Below are 19,029 nucleotides of genomic sequence, written 5' to 3'. Positions count from 1 at the left end.
CCCGCTGTCGGCCAGTAACGGCCCCCGTGATCCCACACGCATTCCATGTCCTTCAAATGGCTTGGAAATGGGTCCCGCAATTATCGTGATTACGCTCAGCTAAACGCGGACAAGTTCCCGGCTTACTCTCCGGCTCGAATTAATTTCCAGTCCAAGCCCTAACCTCCACAAGAGGTAACCCCATCGAACCCCGCCTCTCACAAGGAGGCGGGGTTTTTCTTTGGAGTTCCGAGGAGAGCTTACTGAATTGCTCTCCCGATCCTACCAGACCGCCGGCTTTCACTTTCCAGCCCCCGGGGTTCGCCCTCGGGGGCTTTTTTGTGTCGTGCCCGAGTGCGACGGGTGGCTGTGCCTGCATGCGCCCAATTGGATAAACCTGCGCCAAGAGCCAAGACTGCCGAGGCTCCCGCAGTCCCAGCCGAGCTCGAACTGTTTAAAACCGCCATTTTGGTGCGGGTTTGCGCGAAATGGCTAGGGCCTGGGGCGGGATGGAATGGAATGGGATCAGGTAGTCCTGGTAAGACGGGCTTGCCTTTGCGCTGATCCATGCAAGGGGCTTCTGCCACCGAGGGGCCTGCGTTCGCCCCGATGCCAGTTTTCGTAATTACCGACCACATTGGCAGCCCGACATCGCAGCTGGCGTTATGTCTGCTTTGGGATATCCTGCCACCGTCTGCTTTCACAGAGCCAATGACCGGTTCGGGTCGGCAACCGTCCCTAGCGGCAAAAGGCGGCGCTTGCGCTTTTTCTGGATGCGCGGCGACTCCTTCCCAGGGCGCTTGCCGGCCAGGTGCGGACTTTAAGTCACAGAAAATGTCGTTGCTGACTGCTATACTCAAGAAGAATGACACCTGCTCAATGTGACAAGCCGATGCCTAGCACATTGCGCCCCATAAATGTCGATACTGCTTGTGAATAGTCACATGATGGGATCAGAAAAAATTTTGAGGAGACCCGCTAGTGAAAGCTTTAATTCGCATGCTATTTGTAGTGATGGCAGTCCTTCTAATCGCGGCACCGCTCAACGTATGCGCTGAGGTTTCCTACGAGGAAGTAGATTCAGATGCAAAGCCTTACGACCTTATTATCGTATCCCCTAGCTTATTAAGGCGTTATAATGACGCGAAGCTAATCAAACTCTTTTCTGATGGGCAGTGGTGGGATTCAAGTGAAACGTATACCACTCTTGCCAAAGTAGAAACCGCCTATCATGATTCCTTGGAAGACCTCAGAACTGGCAACGCAAAGTTAACTCTGCATTTCACGAGTAACAGAGTAATTAGCGAGCTTGGCAGCGTGGACTTACTTGCATTAGAAACTCTTTTCAATGCCGGCGCCTTAGTTAGTGTCAAAACCACCGATGGTACAGTACTCCGCGATGTTCTTGGCATGGATGAAAGCATTATTGTATTCAATGCTTATGAGTATGAAGGCCCGATGTACTACCTCCTATATCGTCATACCATTACCCATAAGTCCGGCAGCTAAGGTTGCAATGCGGCGTAAGTGCTTGTTCCAGCTTAGCGCATCTTAGCGACACGGCCTGAAACGCGCCCTCGTAAACCTTTGATCTTGAAGACATCATCGACTTATGGGTAATCGTATGCCTATATCGTGGGGAGGAGCTACTTCTACCGGTAAATGGCCGACCCCTTGAACAGATCCTGCAGGCGACGATTGATTGGGCGGATGAGATTGACGTCGATGTAAAAGAGATGGGTGCTGTTGTAATTGGCCGCGCGGCAAGTGGAAGCGGATGGCAACAACTCGATCAAGACGACACCCGCTTCCCAACCGTTGAAGACAATGGAGGTCGCTGGAGTATTGAGCTTTATAAGCTCACCTCTGAAACACAAGTTAAAAAAGACTGGTATCGCTTTGATTTTCGCTTGACATCCACGCCGAAATATATAGGGTGCAAAAGCAAAGGCAGTGAATATCATTGTGGGTGGTGGACCGACCGTTATGACTTTGCGGCTCAACTTTCCGGTGCAACATTGGACGAATGGCTGCCTAGGGTCAAGAACCAAGAACATACCGCAACCTTTACGATCGGATTAAACCTGGGGGGGGCGAAGCCTCATACTCGAAGACTTATAAATACGAGGATGTAGCGTATGATCTCAGTAAAACGAATGATATCAAAAGTCATATGGAATGGGTTGCCGAGTTTATAAAACCGAATTTCTTCTGGACTATTTACCCAAAGTTTGCCGAAGCTGTAAAATCAGTCTTTTTATGGGAGCCGACGATGACCGCATGGGTTCCAAAATGCGAACAAGATCTATGCGATAGGCCGAAAATCTGCATAAATGCAGATATTTATTTCAAAAAACAGTGGCAGGATTTTCAGTATATGGAAATTAATCCTTTTTCGCATATTAAGGCAGCTGAAGACGTGTTCTCTAGTGAAAAATGTTACACCTTCGGCCCAGATGGATTGAAAGCTGTGACAAAATGACCTTGATCATCGTGGAGATGATCGTTCTAGCTCAAATTAATTGGTTTCATGAAGCTATTGAACTTAACAACCACCGGCTGAAAGCCGGTGGGTTAAAATAACGGACTGAAAGTCCGGATACGCGTCGACTGAACGACGCGTCGTTAGGGCTCAACCCGAAAATCCGGTGCTGGCTTTGGCTCAAAATGGTGCTCAAGATACTCCTTAATCATCTCCTCGGTCATCTCTCCAACCGTGGCACAAAAGTATCCATGCGCCCAAAAGTGACGGCCCCAATAGCGCTTCTTCAATGCCGGAAATTCCTCAAACAATTTGTTCGACGACCTGCCCTTGATCCGACGCATGATTTCGCTAGGCGCTAATTCCGGTGGCGCTGAGACCAAAATATGGACATGATCCTGACTCACCACACCTTTCATGATCCGAATCTCAAACGCCTCGCAGGTTTGACGAACAAGCTCGCGGACACGATGCCCAACGTCTCCACGCAGCACCTTGTAACGATATTTCGTCACCCAAACAAAATGGTACTCAATCTTGTAAACCGTGTGACTGCCATGACGGTAATCCATCGTCCCTCCCTCTGCGGCTGACTCCCTGCCAACCTACCAGCCAGAGGGCTTGAGATGAAATCTGCCCGCCTGAAAGGCGGGGGTTTAAACCTTGGATATGGAAATTCAGGGTCTAAATACTCTGATGCAGATCTAAATCGAGGGTTTTCGACCTATTGATGTTCAAGACTGTGATTGTTGATATCTCTGGCTAGAAAGGTTTCCTGATTCTGAAAACAGCATTAAGAAATGGCGCTTTAGTGTCAATTTTTCGCTGGCTCGGACTAGTGATCTCGTATGAAAGCCCTGATGCATCTTGTGAACTGTCAACGATACATTATCATCTGGTATTTCTTGCATGATGAAGCAAATCACCGAGGATGATACTCCGAACACTAGAGCCACTCTACATCACCGATCGAGAGGTTCACCAATTGCAGGCGCTGGTTCGTCTGCACAAAGCGCCGAAACAACTCGCCAACCAGGCGCGTCCCTCTGTGACGGTCTGCTATGGGTCGATAAGCGCACCCAGCCAGGAAAGTTAAGATACTGCTGTTTCCTCAACCCCCAGGAGGGAACAGTCGATGTCGACAACCAAAAATGAAAGCACGCATCCTGCTGGCCACGTGCCTTGGAACAAAGGCAAACTGATCGGTCAAAAACCGCCACTGAAGCTCCAGGAAATCTGGGCGATCCGCATTCGCCTGCAGTTGGCCAAGCGGTTGCGCGACCTTGCCTTATTCGACTTGGCCATTGACAGCAAGCTGCGCGGGTGCGACCTAGTCAGCCTGCGCGTTCAAGATATCGCGCATGGAAACCAAATCCTGCCGCGCGCGAGTGTTATCCAACAAAAGACCGGCCGGCCAGTGCGGTTCGAGTTGACCGAGCAGACTCGCGAGGCAGTGCGCGCCTGGATCGACGCGAAGCACCTTGCTGCCGGGAGCTTCTTGTTCCCGAGTCGAAGTCGCAAATCCCAACATCTCTCGACACGCCAGTATGCTCGGATTGTGCAACGCTGGGTTGCGCTCATCGGACTCGAGCCCGCCTACTACGGCACCCATTCCTTGCGCCGAACCAAGGCGACGCTGATCTATCGCCGCACCAAGAACCTCCGCGCCGTTTAGCTCTTGCTTGGGCACACGAAGTTGGAAAGCACGGTTCGCTATCTTGGCATTGAGGTCGACGATGCTCTGGAGATCGCTGAGCATATCGAAGCCTGAGCGTCTCGGCCGGGAGCATTGACCGCTCTCCGGCCGAGCTAGTGGGCGGAGTTACCGGTCTGGTGTCGCCCTTTTCTCGGGCGCTTTCCGGCCATGAACAGACCTTGCCCCTTCGGCTCCCACCGGCAGCGATGAAAGCCTAATCGCCCATTATCCGCAGAAATGCGGCACTACTACTAACACAGTTCGATGATAAGCAGGAAACGCACCTCCTTATCAAAATTGGCCGACAACTCGGCAGCGTTTGGGAAGCCCGCGACCGGCAGGTCAATCCTTAGTGTGTTCGGTGTTGCGACCTCCAATCGGGTCTAAAAGGACATCACCTTCAGATTGCACTGACAGACTTCGACATGACGTCGCACCGACCATCGTTACCTCAGAGAACAGGATCAACTCGGGTCTATTACGCTCGGGTCATCCGCTGTTCAAGCTCGGAGTGACATGCACTCGCGCACGAACAGGATGCCATCGCGTTGGCTCTGTTCTGCGCCAATCAGCCGGAACCCATGAGGAGTCGTTGAAAAATTTCGTCCTGCAGTGCCTTCGCGATACGGGAAACCTCAACGCACTCCAAGCAAGCGCAGACCGAGAGTCAGTTGCTGGATGAACTGCCGAAAGCTGGCTTCGTCCGATGATTCGATCGGGCGATGCGAGTTAGCACGATCGGCATACAGAAAGCCAATGCATTTGTCGCCGAACAAGACGGGATGGATCACAAAATCTTCTTTGGCGACGAATTGAGCAAAAGGGCCGCGAACCAGTTTGCGCTCATCGGGCGGCGAGTCCTTGCGCACCCAGAACGCCTTGCGCTGCCCGATCACAGCGGCCAGCAAGGGGTTGACCTCGGGTCGCAGACTGAAGCGAAAGCTTGCCTGAAGACGCTCCTCAATTTCCGTGAGTACAAACTTGGCGGCAACCGCATCCTGCTTGCCGGTTAGGAGCGCAAAGACGGTCCGGTCCATGCCAATGCCGCGATGAACGCCCTCGACTGCGGTATGGACTAGGCGGTTCAGATCCGGCTTTCCGTTAAGGAGCTCCGCCATACGCCCGAGCATCTGCAGTTGCAGCAACGGGTCAGGGCGCAGGAATCGGCCGTCAGTCCCCGCATCCCCTTCCGTCTCCGCAGCATCGGTGTTAGCACTACCTGCGGTTCCCCTGCCATCGCGGGCAGCGGACTCAGCCTGTTTGCTCTTGGCTATCCCCTGCGCGGTTTGCGGAATTAGTGGGGCGACTTTGGTTGCGCCGAACTGCGCTGCCATTTCGCGTGCGACCTCGGAACTCTCGTGTACTTTCTCGCGAATGTCGCTGAGCTTGAGTCCGATTTTGCGCGCGACTCGCGACAGCAGCTCATTGGCTTCCTTCGACTCCCAGCCGCGGCGCATGGCTACTTCGGCGATGCGCCGACCCGCGGCTATGCGCTCGCCAGCCTGGCTTGGGTCGGGCGCCAGTGCTTCTTGCAGAACCTGACCGAGCGACCAGTGCTGCGCCAGGCGGCGCGAGAGTTGGGTCATATCACAGCCAAAGACGCGCTTCTCCATGCGCGCGATTTGGACCGCTTCGTTGGGATCAAAATCGGCTTTTTCAGCCAGGTAGTCCTCGACTCTCGGGTCCGGGCTGGAAAGCACCGCGAGAACGCCGATCCTGTAGAGAAGACCGGCCACGAAGATCTCTGCGGATTCCTTGTCCTGCGCCAAACGGGCAAGGGTCTGGGATTGTGTGGCGGTATGAAACGCCAGCGCCATTTCCTCAAGCAGGGCATCGCGGCTCTGTCCACGAATCACCTGCTCGATGACGCTGAGTGATACTGCAAGATCGCGCACCGCATCGAAGCCGAGCAGCACAACACCGCGGTCGACGGTCTGTATATTGCCGTGGCTGCTCGGAAACAGCGGACTGTTGGCCAGCTTGACAAGCCGGGCAGCCATGGCGGCATCCTTGGTGATGGCGCTGGCCAGCTTGTAGGCGCTGGCTTCCGGGTCGCCGGCTATCCGCGTGACTTCGCTGACCGTGCGCGCGAACGCCGGCAGCTCGGTGTCGGTGAGGAAATTCGTCCAGGCGTTAAGCGTTGCCGGAAGTGCGCGCCCGGAACTGCTCGAGCGATCTAATGGTGCCATGCTCAAAAAGCGATTTTCTCGATGCGGGCCTAGTGTTTTGGCTGTTTCTTGCCGCGACTGAGCTGGATGTATGATCCCGAAAGCCCTCCTGTCTCGATCAGGAAGCGCCCATGTCATTCCCCATAAGTCCTTCGTGTCCGACCGCTCAGAGGGTTACCAAGCTGCTGCGCTGGGCGTGTAATCATGGTGGGCCGTGCTGAAACAGCCACTTGGACCGTGTCGCAACCATGACCGCAGGACTTATAGGGAATGGGATGGGAAGCGCCTGGGAGACCTTGACCAACTCCAGCAGGTCTTGCTGCCAAGTAAGAGTGTCTGACGAGTGCATCAATCCGCAATAATACTGCGAAAAATGGATAAACAAAAGGTTGGAAAATGCTTTGTGCTGTCCGGATAGAGGGCTCTAAGTAGTGCCTGACCGAAAAGTGATTTTCACAAGGAAAGACAATGCGTTAGCATACGCGCTCATTGGTGAAGTTTGATGGTTTTCCTGCTCCTCCCACTAGGAAAAGTCCTGGCAAGGCCCAGGTGCAAAGAGGTAAGCTATTGATCGATTGAGAAAATCTGGCCTGACTTTGAATCAGTCAAGCCTCACCACCGGTTTTCTTCCACCAAACTTCGTTCATAGCAGCTTCTCCCATGCGTGACATCCTCCGTGCCCAGATGCAGCTTGGCGAAAGTGACATCGCCGCGATTGAGTTCGACTGCTCCTCCCGCGACGATATCCCGCGCTTGCAGCACATCTACACCAACGACGCTCTGCGCAATGAGGTCTTCGCCATCCTCGCCGATGTGCTTCCGGTGCGCGCCGACGGCGAGGAGTGCGTCAGCGACCAGACCGGGCTCCGGGCATGTCGCAATGGCGCATTCTGGTCCTTGGGACCTTGCGCCTGGGCCTGAATGCCGACTACGACCGGGTGCAAGAGCTGGCCAACCAGCACCGCCTGGTGCTCCAGATGCGCCGTCACAGCGACTGGGCCAATGATCATCGCTACAGCCTGCAAACCCTCAAAGACAACTGCGCATGGTCCCGAGTGGCTGGTTCGCACGCGGGTGCAATAGGCCTTGGTGGCCTCGGCAACGAGAGTTACGACTTTCGCAGCGTCGGCCACGGGTTTCATTGCCGCCGCAGTCAGCTGCGGAGCTGAAGTCAGCTCTGGGTCGGCCCCCGTCCCTTGAGGCAAGAGACAGCGCTCTGGATTTTTCCAGATTACCGGCGCCTACTACGCAGGGCGCTTACCGGCCAAGACCGGACCTAGGGACCTTGACCGGCGCGGTCGCTTGTAGACCATGAAGCGGTCATTGGCGTCGCCTCCAAGCGTTCTGCACAATACGCGTCATGACTGTTAGCTAACAGCGCCGCGAATCTTGGCTTCAAGCCCCCAACTTCATCGCGCAACTGGCGGCCCTGGTGCCGAAGCGGGGAGTGAATCAGACCCGTTTTGGCGGGGTCTTTTTGCCGAATAGCGACGACCGTGCGCGGTTGACACCGGTCAAGCAAGGCAGGGTTGGCCAGCCTGATACGAAGGAGGGTTCACAGGAGCCGACACCCGCCGAAGGGCGCGCATCAATGACCTGGGGGCTACATCTGAAATGGGTCTTCGGCATCGATATCGAGACCTGTCCGGCCTGTGATGGACCCGTGCGCATCAGCGCTTGAAATCGCGACATGTATTCCGTGTTGCTATAATTCGATAAGTATACTGCTCGATATACTCGGATGAGCCCACCCCAATCATTTTTTGTCTGCGACGCCTGCGGCGCGACCACGGTGGTGGCTGGCCAGAGGGTCGCCACAACGAGAAAAGCCTGTCTCCGTGCGGTTTACCAGGTTAGATTGAGGCAGCCAAATCTGGTCTCGTAGGCGGTCAAAGGCCAGAGCGGGGGGCGACAGCAGGTTCAGAGGGGCGCTAGGAAAGGGTGCTCTCGCAGAGATAGGATGTTTATAATTCTGCTACGCGCCTAAAACCCGTCGCGCATCAACGTCGGCTTGCTCGCCCGACTCGATGGCTGGGACGATGGCGTGCTAAGCTCGATGTACATCGTGTTCAGCGCGACAAGGACAAAGCCAAACTCGGACTACTTTTGTACTGGCTGAACTCCCATGAAGCCCGTCAGCGCATCAAGAACAGCGCATTGGGCAGCGTCCGCGAGACGGTATCCTTCTCCAAGTTCGCCGCGATCACGATTCCGTTCCGGGATACCAACACCCAGACCGCCACAGCCCGTTACCTCAATACCTTGCACCAGGAAATCGACCCGCTCGGCCAGTCCGTCGCGGCGCTGAAGACCCAGAAGCGAGCGCTGACGCAGAAGCTGCTCACCGGTCGGCGGCGGCTGCCCACTTAGGAGGATACTAGCTGATGGCGCTCGGCTTCCGGCAGCATGACCCAGAACGCGATGGCACCCTCGAGGTCGAGGAAGTCCATCCCAATTTCGTCGAGGTCTACTTCATACCTCCGGAACGGAGTCTGTTGGAGGCAAGGCTCGACCTAGCGCAAGCGGATAGCTACAGAACCAAGCTGCTGGCCATCAACGGCCAGCACAAATTTCTAACCATGCATCCGATCATCACATTCGGCAACCGATCCGATTTTCTCAAACCGAAGTATGGCCAGATCGAGCGTATCACGCTCGATGACACGGACATCATCTTTCCGCAGTTTGACGGCGCCGTACCGACGACACCCGAGGACTTGCACCAAGTCCTGGAGCATCTGCCCTCGGCGTTCACAAAGGACTACGCCTACGGGCTTGGCCTTGCGAAGTCGTACCGATTCATCATTGATGCGGTGGAAGAACTGACCGATTGCACTGAAATTGTCATCACAAGCAAACACGCCACAAGTCCCGACCCGGACGGCAATCGAATCTTCTACATTGCTGAGAAGGATTTCGAGCAGGCGCGCCTCGAACTGAACAAGATCGACCGACACGCGCAATCTGCCGTCCGCGCCGTGAAAGGGACTGCTGCTCTCAACATCCTGGCAGAACGGCTCGGAGCGCCGAAGCGGGCACCGAAAACGGGTCGGCACCCGTATCGCAAGCTCTTCACCGCCGCAGCAGCGGGCAAGGAGGAGTTGTCCGAGGAAGACCAGAACGCTGTCATCGGCGCCTTGACCAGCCATGCCGCCGATATCGCCGCAGATCAGCCGGAGAAGTTGGCGAGATTACGCGGCGACATCGAGCTTGTAACGCTGGAAGCCTTGATCAAACGCTATGAGGGGATGCTTGGCGAGAAACTGGTCGAGGAACGCTGGCAGGAATTCTTCAACGAGAACCCGTTCATCCTGAACATGGCTTTCGGCTACCCCGTGATCAAGGTTCGGGACCAGGCCTCGGTCGGTGGACGGAAGCTCTCAGGCGACGGGGAGAAGATCACTGATTTTCTGGTGAAGAACAGCCTGACCAACAATACGGCAATCTTTGAGATCAAGACACGACAGACGCCGATTCTCAACAAGACACCGTTCCGCAGTGGAGTCTTCACGCCGTCGGCCGAGCTGTCGGGGTCGATCAATCAGGCGCTGGATCAGAAGTACCAGTTTCAAAAGCAGATTGCTCAGATCAAGGATAACACGCGGGTCTACGACATCGAGTCCTACGCGGTACATTGCTGCCTCGTGATTGGCACGACGCCTGATGGTGATGATCAGAAGAAGTCTTTCGAGCTGTTCCGGCGCAATTCCAAGGACGTCGAGATCGTGACCTTCGATGAGCTACTGGAAAAACTTAAACAGCTCAGAGCCTTCCTGCGCGCAACCTAAGGGCATTTCTGATCATGGAGTTCACCTATACCGACGAGTCTGGCAGCACCGAGGATGGCGACGTGTTCGTCATAGCGAGTCTCCTGATCGATGCATACCGCCTGCGAAAGTGCACTCTAGCCCCTTCGACCAGCCGGTCAAGCGAAATGGTTTCGGATTCCTGCAATCCAGATCGGGTTCATCTCAGCTCATCGTGACGCATAGCATCCCATGCTAGGCTTGCTGCAGCACATTTCGATCCAATCACCGTTCTTGAAGCGCGGAATCGGGCTTTTAATCTTACTGCAGGGTGCAAACGTGAACCGTGACCAAACGCTGAAGATTCTAACCGAGCACAAGAAGGATCTTTCTCGATTATTTGGTGTTTCCGAACTGGCGCTCTTTGGGTCAACCGTTCGTGGCGATGAGCGAGTGGACAGCGACATCGACATCCTCGTGTCCTTCGATGGGTCCTCGACCTCGCAGCGCTACTTCGGCGTGCAGTTCTATCTCGAAGACCTCCTCGGTCGCCCGGTTGATCTAGTCACTCGCAAGGCACTGCGTCGAGAGCTAGCGCCTTATGTCGAACGCGAGGCGATTCATGTCTGAGCCATCCGACCGCAAGCGAGAGTGGACCTTCTACCTCGACGACATGGTCGCATTTGGAGAGAAGGTATCGGCCTATTCACAAGGGCTGGACCAACAGACATTCGTCGGCAACTCAATCGTCTACGACGCCACGATACGAAACCTTGAGCTGATTGGCGAGGCCGCGACGCGTATTCCCGATGATGTGCGTTTGGCCAACCCTCAAATCCCTTGGCGTCTCATCATTGCGACAAGGAATCGTTTGATCCATGGCTATTTGGGAATCGATGACGACACCGTCTGGAGCATCATCCGGGATGATCTGCCGTCGCTACTAAAGTCCTTGCGCGGCATGCGCGAGAATCTACCCTCGCCGCGTCCCTGATCCCTCGGCGCATGGAACGCGATCCAATCGATTCTGCCGGTCCAGCGCTACGCGGTTTTCGGTTGCAGATTCTCTATACCCTATCTCGACTGATCGAGCCGCAGACAGCCCTCTCGGGACGACACATCTGGCCGGAAGGAATCGAAGATCTTGCGATCCTCGACGCGGATGGAAAGACTCGTGAAGCAGTTCAGGTCAAAGGGTATGGAGCAAACCTCACCCTGACCGACCTGAAAGCGACCCTCAAACGGGCGGTGAGGATCGCGCAGGACCATCCCGATTGCACGATTCGCATCCTAAGTTTCGGTCCCTTCGGTCCGGAGCTTGCGGCGGCCTGGGCAGGTGAAGGCTCCGCGCGAAACAAGGTTGCGACCAAGCTCAAGCGCATGGGCCTTGGCCCGTCGGATATCGACCTTCTCTTCTCCCGGGTGACGCTGTGCGAGGACCAAGAGCAAAAAGTCACTGAGAAAGTCGAACGATTCCTCGGATTCTACCCTCCTCTTGGCGGAGAGGCCACGCACGCCAGCGCCATTCTCTGTCAGTGGCTTTATGAAGCAGCCGAGCACCGTGAGCGGATCACCCATGCGGACCTGATCAAACGACTCGCTCACGTCGGGCGCTATTTGAATGCTCGCGCCGGATATTGGCGCGATTGGGTCAGCGTCATCGAGCCGTTGGATCCAGATGGGGCACCGAAGATGCCGACGGAACGGCTGCATGACCAGTTCCAGCAAGGAATGTCGGCGCATTACGAGCACATCTTAGCGAACTGCGACATCCCACGCGATCGTTGGCTCAAAAACATCAGCACGGGGTTCGCGAAAGAGAGCGTCGTCATCGTCCATGGCGCATCCGGTCAGGGCAAGTCGGCACTCGCTTATCGCTGGCTGCACATGGAAACGCCATCCTCGTGGCGCCTGCACATCAAGCTCATCGAGAACCGGCGGGAGGCATTGCAGATCGCCGCGACCCTGTCCGCGCATGCTCAAGCGGTTGGCGCACCCATCGTCATCTATGTCGACGTTCGCCCCCACGACCAAGGCTGGACGCTGCTCGTCGAAGAGCTGGCGCGTATTCCCCAGATCCGCGTGTTGGTCACGGTTCGGGAAGAGGATTGGCGCCGGGCGACCCATTCCCGGGCGGATGTTGGATTCGAGGACATCTCACTGAGCTTGGATCGAGCTGAAGCTCAGGCCATCTATGGCCAACTCTCTCGACCGGAGACGCCAGGGCAGTTTCTCTCCTTCGATGAAGCCTGGGCTCGATTCCTCGGTGGTAATGATGGCGAAGGACCTCTGTTGGAATTCGTCTATCTGGTCAATCGATCCGAGTCCCTCCGCGAGAAGCTATTGGCTCAGGTCAAGCGAATCCGGACGGATATTCATCGCGGAGACGGCTCTCGCGTGGAGCTTCGCCTACTGGCACTCGTCGCTTTCGCGTCGGCACTCGGAGGACGACTTGAGGTGCTCGCCTTGCGGAAGCGCTTCCCAGATGCGGATCTCGGCTTCCTCGTCGAGCGATTGGAGCGTGAATACCTGATCCGCTCCCTGGAGCAGGGGCTTTTGCTGGATGGTTTGCATCCTGTTCGCTCCCGACTGCTCACGGACATCCTCCTCTGTGAGGGGATGAGCTTCGATGTGCTCGAACTCGCTCAAGATTGTCTTGAGTTGATCCCCGATACCGATGTCGAGGTCTTCCTGCTGCATCTGGCCTCTCGCCGGGCCCAAGCGATGCCAGGAATGACCCTGTACGTTGAGGGCTGGCAACCGCCAACCTGGCAGGTCTTCGGCGCCGTGCTGCGCGTCTTGCTCTGGTGGGGTGTCCAACAGTATGTCGAGCAGATCGCAGGCATGGTCGAGGAAATTCGGCGCCAGCACGGCTCGGCGTGGAACATGATGCTCGATCTGGATCTCGCCGACCTCAATCCTCCCCATGGAACGGCGGTCTGGAAAGACCTCGGTGCGATTCCCGCCGAGCGCAAGGCTCAGATGCAGTCGGTGCTCGATCGGCAGCCACCCAAGTCGTTGGCCACGGCACCGGCTCGGGAATGGTTGAGCAAACGGAGGGATTCTCCAAGACCGCCGACCACGCACCCGGATTGGGCCGCGATCGCGGAGGTGAGCGACTGGGTTGGACGTTGGGAGATCCATGACCATCTCCGCGACTGGCTCGCCGCAGTCGATCTGAATCTGGTGCCGCAAGACCTGGAGCTTCGAACGATTGCCGATCTGCTACGCGGATGCTGGGAGCTCGACAGCCGTCGGATGACACTTTGGCTCGAGCGATACCGGGAGGACATCGTCGAACGCTTTCGCCGAGAGACGGATACCCCTTGGATCGAGGATCGAAGCGGAATCGTCCGCGCGCATTTTCTGGTGTCATGGTCGGACGGCACTGAGGACGTCGAGCCAAGCTCCGATGGCGACGAGGAGCACAAGGACCGACTGCATACCGAAGCGATCAAACGGGTCGAACTCTTGCGTGGGATCTACCCCGATCATGCGGGTTATGGCAGTCAGGGCTATGGACATCGGATCCTTTTCTCCCTGGATCACGACAGCACCACGACCTCCATCAAACCATCCCGCATCCCGCCGCATTGGGCCGTGCGCCTCAACAGTATCTGCGGCGCCTTGATCGAGCAGCGCTTGCGCCCCGATGACTGGCAGCAGTACCTGTCCGAGCTCTGGGCTATTCGAGAAGCGATCGCTTCGACGATGCGGGAGCTGCGACGGGCCTTGGTCGCCCATTTCAAGGACAAGCACAAACGTAAACACCTGGCGGATAGACTGAATTTTGCCAATTGGACAAGCCTTCAGCAGTCTCTAAGCCAGGCTCCCTCGCTGCCTCGGCAAGCTGTCGATGAATGGGGGTTTGTGAGCGAGATGCGACAAGGAGACAGCCGACAGAAGAGCCCGTCGAATTTGCAGCTAGGATTCGCAATCAGTCCTTATCGTCGCTTCCTCCGCTATCGGTCGGAGCTGTTCAGAGGACTTGGGAATTTCCTGGGGCAGTCTCAGCCCTACTTCTGCATCCAGTGCGCGGAAGGGGAGTCAGACGCGCAGTTATTCCGCGCACTGATCGAGGCCAAACTCGGCGAGTTGGGTGGGAATCTCGCACCACCACACTTGACGCAGCTGAATCTGACCGATGCGGACTCCGCCTTAATGGGGTTTCAACGAGAGTTCCGCCGACTCTTCTCCGCGAGGATGCCAGCGGAAACACTCGATCATCAAGATCGGCTCGAAAGCCAGTCTTTTCGCGAGGTCACAGCCCTTTGGAGCGCCTATCTCGAACAACCGACGACACACTGGGACAACCCGAAGCACCGGGCAACGGCACGCTTCATAGCCTCGGTGCTCGCGATACCGACGCGCATCGAGCGTGAGCTGCGAGCCCTGGAAACCCAAGGCGTCCAATGTTCTCTCATGGCGAAGCCAGCAAGCTGGAACGAGGCTCCAGCGCTTTGGATCCGGATGGACAGTGCAACGCCCGAGCACATGCTGACGGCGATATCCCTTGCGCATCCGCTGTTGCGACAAGGGGTCCAAGAGGCTGGGCTCAGCGAGCCTCAAACCAGAACATTGGAACACCAATGGGAGCACATCGTCATCCTGTCGACGTTCAAAGGGCGCAGTCTGGATCGCCAGGTCCGGACGATGCCGATGTACCGTCTGACCCTGGATGGATCAAGCTCCGAGCTTCGATGGCTGGATCAGGTCTGGCGTCCCGTGTCCGAAAAGGAGTGGGGCGCCACTGGAATTTCATGCTGGGATACGGTCGAAATCGCTGCTGTCAAACGATTCACAGAGGCCATCAGCGCCTTCAAGGCCATGATCGATCATCTATCCGACTGGCTACAATTGACCGAAATCGAGGGGGTTGACGGCAGGGTGCTGCAAAGCTATGTCGAGCGAATTCAACCCCAATGGTCCAGCGCCGTTCAAGCATTTATCGACGGCTGTGTCTGGGTCGTTTCGTCTTTCAATACCTTGCCTGATGATGCTCGTGAGCGACGAGAGCACTTGGCCTATGCCGTCACGGCACTGCGCGATCACTACCATCAGCTCCTACCGCCTGGGCTCGGAGAAGAAGGGGGAACGGAGCTCTCAATCGAAACCTGCCGAGACTGGGTGAATGCCGTGCACGCACGCCACGATGTGTTCGACACCCTGTCTGCATCTGTTGTCATTGATGCCTTACGCGAAGCATAGCTGTCTATTTGATTGCACAGGCGTTCAAAGTCGCTGCCTAATCCGCCAGAATTTCTGAACTTCAGCGACCGCTTGCCACGACTTAAGAGTCTCACTTTGTGAGGTCAAGGGGGAACCGCTTACTGCCGAGTTCAGCCGGATAGCCGGCAGAACTCAGTGACCGCTCACCAGGACGAAGCGGCCTCTGGGCATAGAACGGCCACTGACAGCTCTGGGTCGGAAGCGGACAAGCGAAAGGTGCAAATGCCGGCTGATCTCGCCAGCGCTCGGCAAATCCGTTCTAGCCGACGGGAGCTGTTTGGCCAACGCGGGGGTTGGAGTTAGCTGTCATACGCAAGTAGTCGAAGACACGGCGGACCTTGCGGGCAAGCTTATCAATGGTTGCCGAGACGGAATCATTGGATTTTGCCTGGATCAAACCGGTCGCGAACCGGCGCAGGCGGGAGATGTTTTTCTGGACCGTGGCCGGGGTGGATCGACGAAGGTCTCCAGCAGCCACAGCGGATAGCGAAAGCGCGCCTGCCAATCCGCACTGACCCGGCGCTCGCACTGGCCTGTATCCACTTTGACTTAGCAGAGGGGTCCGCTAGCATGTCGGGTTTTACAACAGCCCGCCAAACAGCCAGCACCATGTCATTTCGCCTGCTCACTTACCGCGGCCTCGACACGCGCAAGATACCCGGCTACGAGAAACTCGCCGGCTACCTGCGCGACGGGGATTTCCGCTCCGCCGAGGTCAAGAAGGTGGGCGAGAATCTCTTCCGCGCCCGGCTCGACAAAGCCAATCGTCTGCTGTTCGCCCTGCATCGGCACGGGGATGAAGGCTGCATCCTGGTTCTTGAATACATCGCCGCCCATGCCTATGAAAAATCACGCTTCCTCAGCCGCGGAGCCGTGATCGACGAGGCGAAAATCCCGGATGCCGACCCGATTGCTCTGGCGGACGCACCTGAGCTGCGGTATTTGAATCCCGAGCTGCCGCGTTTCCATCTGCTCGACAAGGTACTGAGCTTCGACAACGACCAGGAAGCCATCTACCAGCAACCGCCGCCGCTGATCGTGATCGGCTCGGCCGGCAGCGGCAAGACGGCGCTGACGCTCGAGAAGATGAAGGACGCCGTCGGGACGGTGCTTTATGTGACCCGCTCCCCCTTCCTGGTGCAGAACGCCCGCGATCTCTACTACGCCAACGGCTACGAGAACGAGGACCAGGAGGTCGACTTCCTATCCTTTCGCGAGTATCTCGAGACCATCCGCGTGCCCGAGGGCCGTGAGATGACCCCGCGCGCCTTCGCCGCCTGGGCTGGGCGCCAGAAGCTCCCGCGCGAGTTGCGCGATACCCATCGCTTGTTCGAGGAATTCCAGGGCGCTCTCACCGGCACCGACGAGGAGCGGCCCTATCTGGATCGCGAGAGCTATCGCGGCCTCGGCGTGCGCCAGTCGATCTATGCGCCTGAGCTGCGCGATGCCGTCTACGACCTGTTCGAGCGCTATCTGCGTCTACTGAAAGAGGAGGGCTGGTTCGACGCCAACCTGGTCAGCCATGCCTGGCTGGAGCTGATCACGCCGCGCTATGACTTCATCGTCATCGATGAGGTGCAGGACCTCACAGCGGTCCAGCTGCTGCTCATTCTGCGCGCCTTGAATGACCCGACCGGCTTCCTCCTGTGCGGCGACTCCAACCAAATCGTCCACCCGAATTTTTTCTCCTGGGCCAAGGTCAAGACGCTGTTCTGGCATGAGCGCAACGAGGCAGGGAGCGGCTCCACCGAGCTGATACGCATCCTCAACGCCAACTTCCGCAACTCGCCGCAGATCACCGAGATGGCCAACCGCCTGCTGCACATCAAGCAGGCGCGCTTTGGTTCGGTCGACCGCGAGAGCAATTATCTGGTCCAAAGCCGTGGTCCCAAGATTGGCACGGTGGGACTGCTCGCCGACAGCGATGCCGTCAAAAGCGATCTCGATCGCCGCACCGCCGCCTCGGCGCGCTTCGCCATCCTGGTGCTGCATCCGGATCAGAAGGCGGAGGTGCGCAAGCATTTCCGCACCCCGCTGGTGTTTTCCATTCATGAGGCCAAGGGGCTCGAATACGACAACGTCCTGCTCTACAACTTCTTGTCGGCGGAGGAAAAACGCTACCGCGACATCGCCGGCGATCTGGCGCCCGAGGACTTACAGGGCGAACTGCGCTACGCGCGCGGACGCGACAAGAGCGACAAGTCGCTCGAGATTTATAAGTTCTACATCAATGCGCTCTATGTCGCCGTGACCCGGGCCGTGCGCAACCTCTATGTCTTGGAGGCCAAGCCCAAGCAGGGGTTGCTCGAACTGCTCGGCCTGACCGAGGTGCATCAGGACGTCAATGATGTCGAGGAACAACGCTCCAGCCTTGATGACTGGCGCCGCGAGGCCCACCGGCTCGAAATGCAAGGTAAGGAGGATCAGGCCGCCGAAATCCGCGAGCAGATCCTCAAGCAACGCGAGGTACCCTGGACGGTTCTGCACGGCGAGGCGTTGTCGGAGCTCGAGCAAAAGGCGCTCGCACAGGGCGAAAAGAAAGCCCGCGTCGCGCTGATGGAATACGCCCTGGTCTATCGCGACCAGCGCTGGCTGAATGCGCTGATCGACGCCGGCTTCAGCGCCGCCCAGCACCCCGGCAAGGCCATGGGCATGCTTGAAAAAAAGCACTACCTGGCCTATGGGCTCAAGCACACCAGCGGCGTCGTGCGGGAGGTCGAGCGCTATGGCGTGGATTTCCGCAACGTCTTCAACCAAACCCCGCTGATGATTGCCAGCCGCCAAGGGCACGCGGAGCTGATCGAAGAACTGCTCACGCGCGATGCCGACACCAGTCTGGTGGATGCCAATGGACTGAATGCGTTTCAGATCAGCCTGGAGCGCGCCTGTGTCGATCAGCGTTATGCACGCCAGAAATTACCGGCGGTATTTGAGCGCCTGGCGCCGCCCAGCCAGGACATTCAGGTCGACGGGCGCCTGATCAAGCTCGACCGCAAGATCATGGAATATCTGATGCTCTGCGTCGCCATGGTGCTGTTCTATCAGCGCCTGGGCCAGAATTATGCGCGCGGCGGCAAAGCATTTCTGGCGGCCACGGATTTCGAGCAGATCCTAGCGCACTTCCCGGACACCATCATCCCCGCCCGACGCAAGAAGCGACAGTACCTGTCATCCATCCTGTCCAAAAACGAAGTGGCGCGCGAAGGTCCGGGCAACCGCAAGCTGTTCCTGCGCGTGCGCCGCGGCCACTACCTGCTCAACCCCCATCTCTCCCTGCGCGTCGAGGGTCGTTGGCAACCCATTTACCAGCTCCTCGCGCCCGAACGCCTGGCGGCTGAGCTGATGGACGTGCCGGACTGGTACGCCCTCCATGGCATTGAGGATCCAAACCGCTTCTTGGAGCGGCAAGTCGGGGAGTTGCGAGTGATTTTGCAGCAAACCGACGCGGATGCCATGGCCGCGGGGCTGCGCTCGATCGCCTGAATATCCCGGTTAGGATGCCGAGTAAGGTCGCGATGTCACGCACTAATGATCCGAGCGACGGTCACCTATCGACTGGTGATGCCGGATTTCCTGGCCGCCGGTGGCGACGGCTATGCCGAGCTCAAGGATCTCTCGGATGCCACTGCGACCGGACTTCTTCTGTTGGATATGGTGACCGATTCCTTTCGCCAGCAAGACAGGTTGAATGCAGAGATCGACGGACGACTTCTGCGGCGCTGAGAAACT

At 57.2% G+C, this 19,029-nt stretch carries 13 protein-coding genes and 1 pseudogene; 12 read left to right on the top strand and 2 right to left on the bottom strand.

Going from position 1 to position 19,029, the window contains the following annotated elements; genetic code table 11:
• Positions 1-960: 960 nt before the first annotated feature.
• The 3 genes from Thiosp_RS14455 to Thiosp_RS14445 all read left to right on the top strand — a co-directional run bounded on the left by Thiosp_RS14455 (position 961) and on the right by Thiosp_RS14445 (position 2,461).
• Positions 961-1,488 carry a hypothetical protein gene (locus Thiosp_RS14455; protein ID WP_323696496.1) on the top strand — a complete coding sequence of 176 codons (528 nt, stop codon included), beginning with the start codon at positions 961-963 and terminating at the stop codon, positions 1,486-1,488.
• A gap of 227 nt (positions 1,489-1,715) precedes the next feature.
• Positions 1,716-2,114, top strand: a complete 399-nt coding sequence (locus Thiosp_RS14450) for a hypothetical protein (RefSeq protein ID WP_323696495.1) — start codon at positions 1,716-1,718, stop codon at positions 2,112-2,114.
• A 38-nt stretch (positions 2,115-2,152) separates the two neighbouring features.
• Entirely contained in the window at positions 2,153-2,461 is a 309-nt protein-coding gene (locus Thiosp_RS14445) for a hypothetical protein (protein WP_323696494.1), read from the top strand.
• A gap of 143 nt (positions 2,462-2,604) precedes the next feature.
• Here Thiosp_RS14445 and tnpA read toward each other — a convergent pair whose 3' ends face one another.
• Positions 2,605-3,033, bottom strand: coding sequence for an IS200/IS605 family transposase (tnpA, locus tag Thiosp_RS14440; RefSeq protein WP_323696493.1), 429 nt, complete (start codon positions 3,031-3,033; stop codon positions 2,605-2,607).
• Between the two features lie 563 nt (positions 3,034-3,596).
• On the opposite strand from tnpA, the gene Thiosp_RS14435 reads away from it, so the two are divergent.
• On the top strand, positions 3,597-4,136 hold the full coding sequence (locus Thiosp_RS14435) for a tyrosine-type recombinase/integrase (protein ID WP_407702714.1): 540 nt from the start codon (positions 3,597-3,599) through the stop codon (positions 4,134-4,136).
• 656 nt (positions 4,137-4,792) lie between these two features.
• Here the strand turns inward: Thiosp_RS14435 and Thiosp_RS14430 are convergent.
• Positions 4,793-6,346: an HDOD domain-containing protein gene (locus tag Thiosp_RS14430; protein ID WP_323696492.1), complete on the bottom strand. Its 1,554-nt coding sequence runs from the start codon at positions 6,344-6,346 to the stop codon at positions 4,793-4,795.
• 639 nt (positions 6,347-6,985) lie between these two features.
• Here Thiosp_RS14430 and Thiosp_RS14425 point away from each other — a divergent pair.
• The 8 genes and pseudogenes from Thiosp_RS14425 to Thiosp_RS14385 form a co-directional block, all read left to right on the top strand.
• Positions 6,986-7,365, top strand: a pseudogene (locus Thiosp_RS14425) (ISNCY family transposase); the annotation flags it as partial.
• A 1,066-nt stretch (positions 7,366-8,431) separates the two neighbouring features.
• On the top strand, positions 8,432-8,695 hold the full coding sequence (locus Thiosp_RS14415; RefSeq protein WP_201064031.1) for a restriction endonuclease subunit S: 264 nt from the start codon (positions 8,432-8,434) through the stop codon (positions 8,693-8,695).
• 14 nt (positions 8,696-8,709) lie between these two features.
• Positions 8,710-10,113 carry a Shedu immune nuclease family protein gene (locus Thiosp_RS14410; protein WP_201064030.1) on the top strand — a complete coding sequence of 468 codons (1,404 nt, stop codon included), beginning with the start codon at positions 8,710-8,712 and terminating at the stop codon, positions 10,111-10,113.
• 297 nt (positions 10,114-10,410) lie between these two features.
• Complete coding sequence (locus tag Thiosp_RS14405; RefSeq protein WP_040857810.1) at positions 10,411-10,701, top strand: nucleotidyltransferase family protein; 291 nt, start codon at positions 10,411-10,413, stop codon at positions 10,699-10,701.
• Positions 10,694-11,065 (top strand): HepT-like ribonuclease domain-containing protein, encoded by a 372-nt coding sequence (locus Thiosp_RS14400; RefSeq protein WP_201064029.1) that lies wholly within the window; start codon positions 10,694-10,696, stop codon positions 11,063-11,065. The genes Thiosp_RS14405 and Thiosp_RS14400 overlap by 8 nt, the downstream gene beginning before the upstream one ends.
• An 11-nt stretch (positions 11,066-11,076) precedes the next feature.
• Positions 11,077-15,279 (top strand): hypothetical protein, encoded by a 4,203-nt coding sequence (locus Thiosp_RS14395; protein WP_201064028.1) that lies wholly within the window; start codon positions 11,077-11,079, stop codon positions 15,277-15,279.
• A gap of 630 nt (positions 15,280-15,909) precedes the next feature.
• Positions 15,910-18,783: a UvrD-helicase domain-containing protein gene (locus Thiosp_RS14390; RefSeq protein ID WP_201064026.1), complete on the top strand. Its 2,874-nt coding sequence runs from the start codon at positions 15,910-15,912 to the stop codon at positions 18,781-18,783.
• Between the two features lie 45 nt (positions 18,784-18,828).
• On the top strand, positions 18,829-19,023 hold the full coding sequence (locus Thiosp_RS14385) for a hypothetical protein (protein WP_201064017.1): 195 nt from the start codon (positions 18,829-18,831) through the stop codon (positions 19,021-19,023).
• Positions 19,024-19,029 lie beyond the last annotated feature (6 nt).

Origin of the sequence: Thiorhodovibrio litoralis, from assembly GCF_033954455.1 — a bacterium.
Lineage (GTDB): Bacteria > Pseudomonadota > Gammaproteobacteria > Chromatiales > Chromatiaceae > Thiorhodovibrio > Thiorhodovibrio litoralis.
The sequence above is the reverse complement of the archived record's forward strand: the minus strand, read 5'-3'. Positions and strand labels throughout refer to the sequence as shown.

Excerpts from the sequence above, each read along its gene's own strand:
- Thiosp_RS14450 (WP_323696495.1), top strand. The coding sequence starts at position 1,716 with ATGGGTGCTGTTGTAATTGGCCGCGCGGCAAGTGGAAGCGGATGGCAA.
- Thiosp_RS14445 (WP_323696494.1), top strand. The coding sequence starts at position 2,153 with ATGGAATGGGTTGCCGAGTTTATAAAACCGAATTTCTTCTGGACTATT.
- tnpA (WP_323696493.1), bottom strand. The coding sequence starts at position 3,033 with ATGGATTACCGTCATGGCAGTCACACGGTTTACAAGATTGAGTACCAT.
- Thiosp_RS14435 (WP_407702714.1), top strand. The coding sequence starts at position 3,597 with ATGTCGACAACCAAAAATGAAAGCACGCATCCTGCTGGCCACGTGCCT.
- Thiosp_RS14430 (WP_323696492.1), bottom strand. The coding sequence starts at position 6,346 with ATGGCACCATTAGATCGCTCGAGCAGTTCCGGGCGCGCACTTCCGGCA.
- Thiosp_RS14410 (WP_201064030.1), top strand. The coding sequence starts at position 8,710 with ATGGCGCTCGGCTTCCGGCAGCATGACCCAGAACGCGATGGCACCCTC.
- Thiosp_RS14400 (WP_201064029.1), top strand. The coding sequence starts at position 10,694 with ATGTCTGAGCCATCCGACCGCAAGCGAGAGTGGACCTTCTACCTCGAC.
- Thiosp_RS14395 (WP_201064028.1), top strand. The coding sequence starts at position 11,077 with ATGGAACGCGATCCAATCGATTCTGCCGGTCCAGCGCTACGCGGTTTT.
- Thiosp_RS14390 (WP_201064026.1), top strand. The coding sequence starts at position 15,910 with ATGTCATTTCGCCTGCTCACTTACCGCGGCCTCGACACGCGCAAGATA.
- Thiosp_RS14385 (WP_201064017.1), top strand. The coding sequence starts at position 18,829 with ATGATCCGAGCGACGGTCACCTATCGACTGGTGATGCCGGATTTCCTG.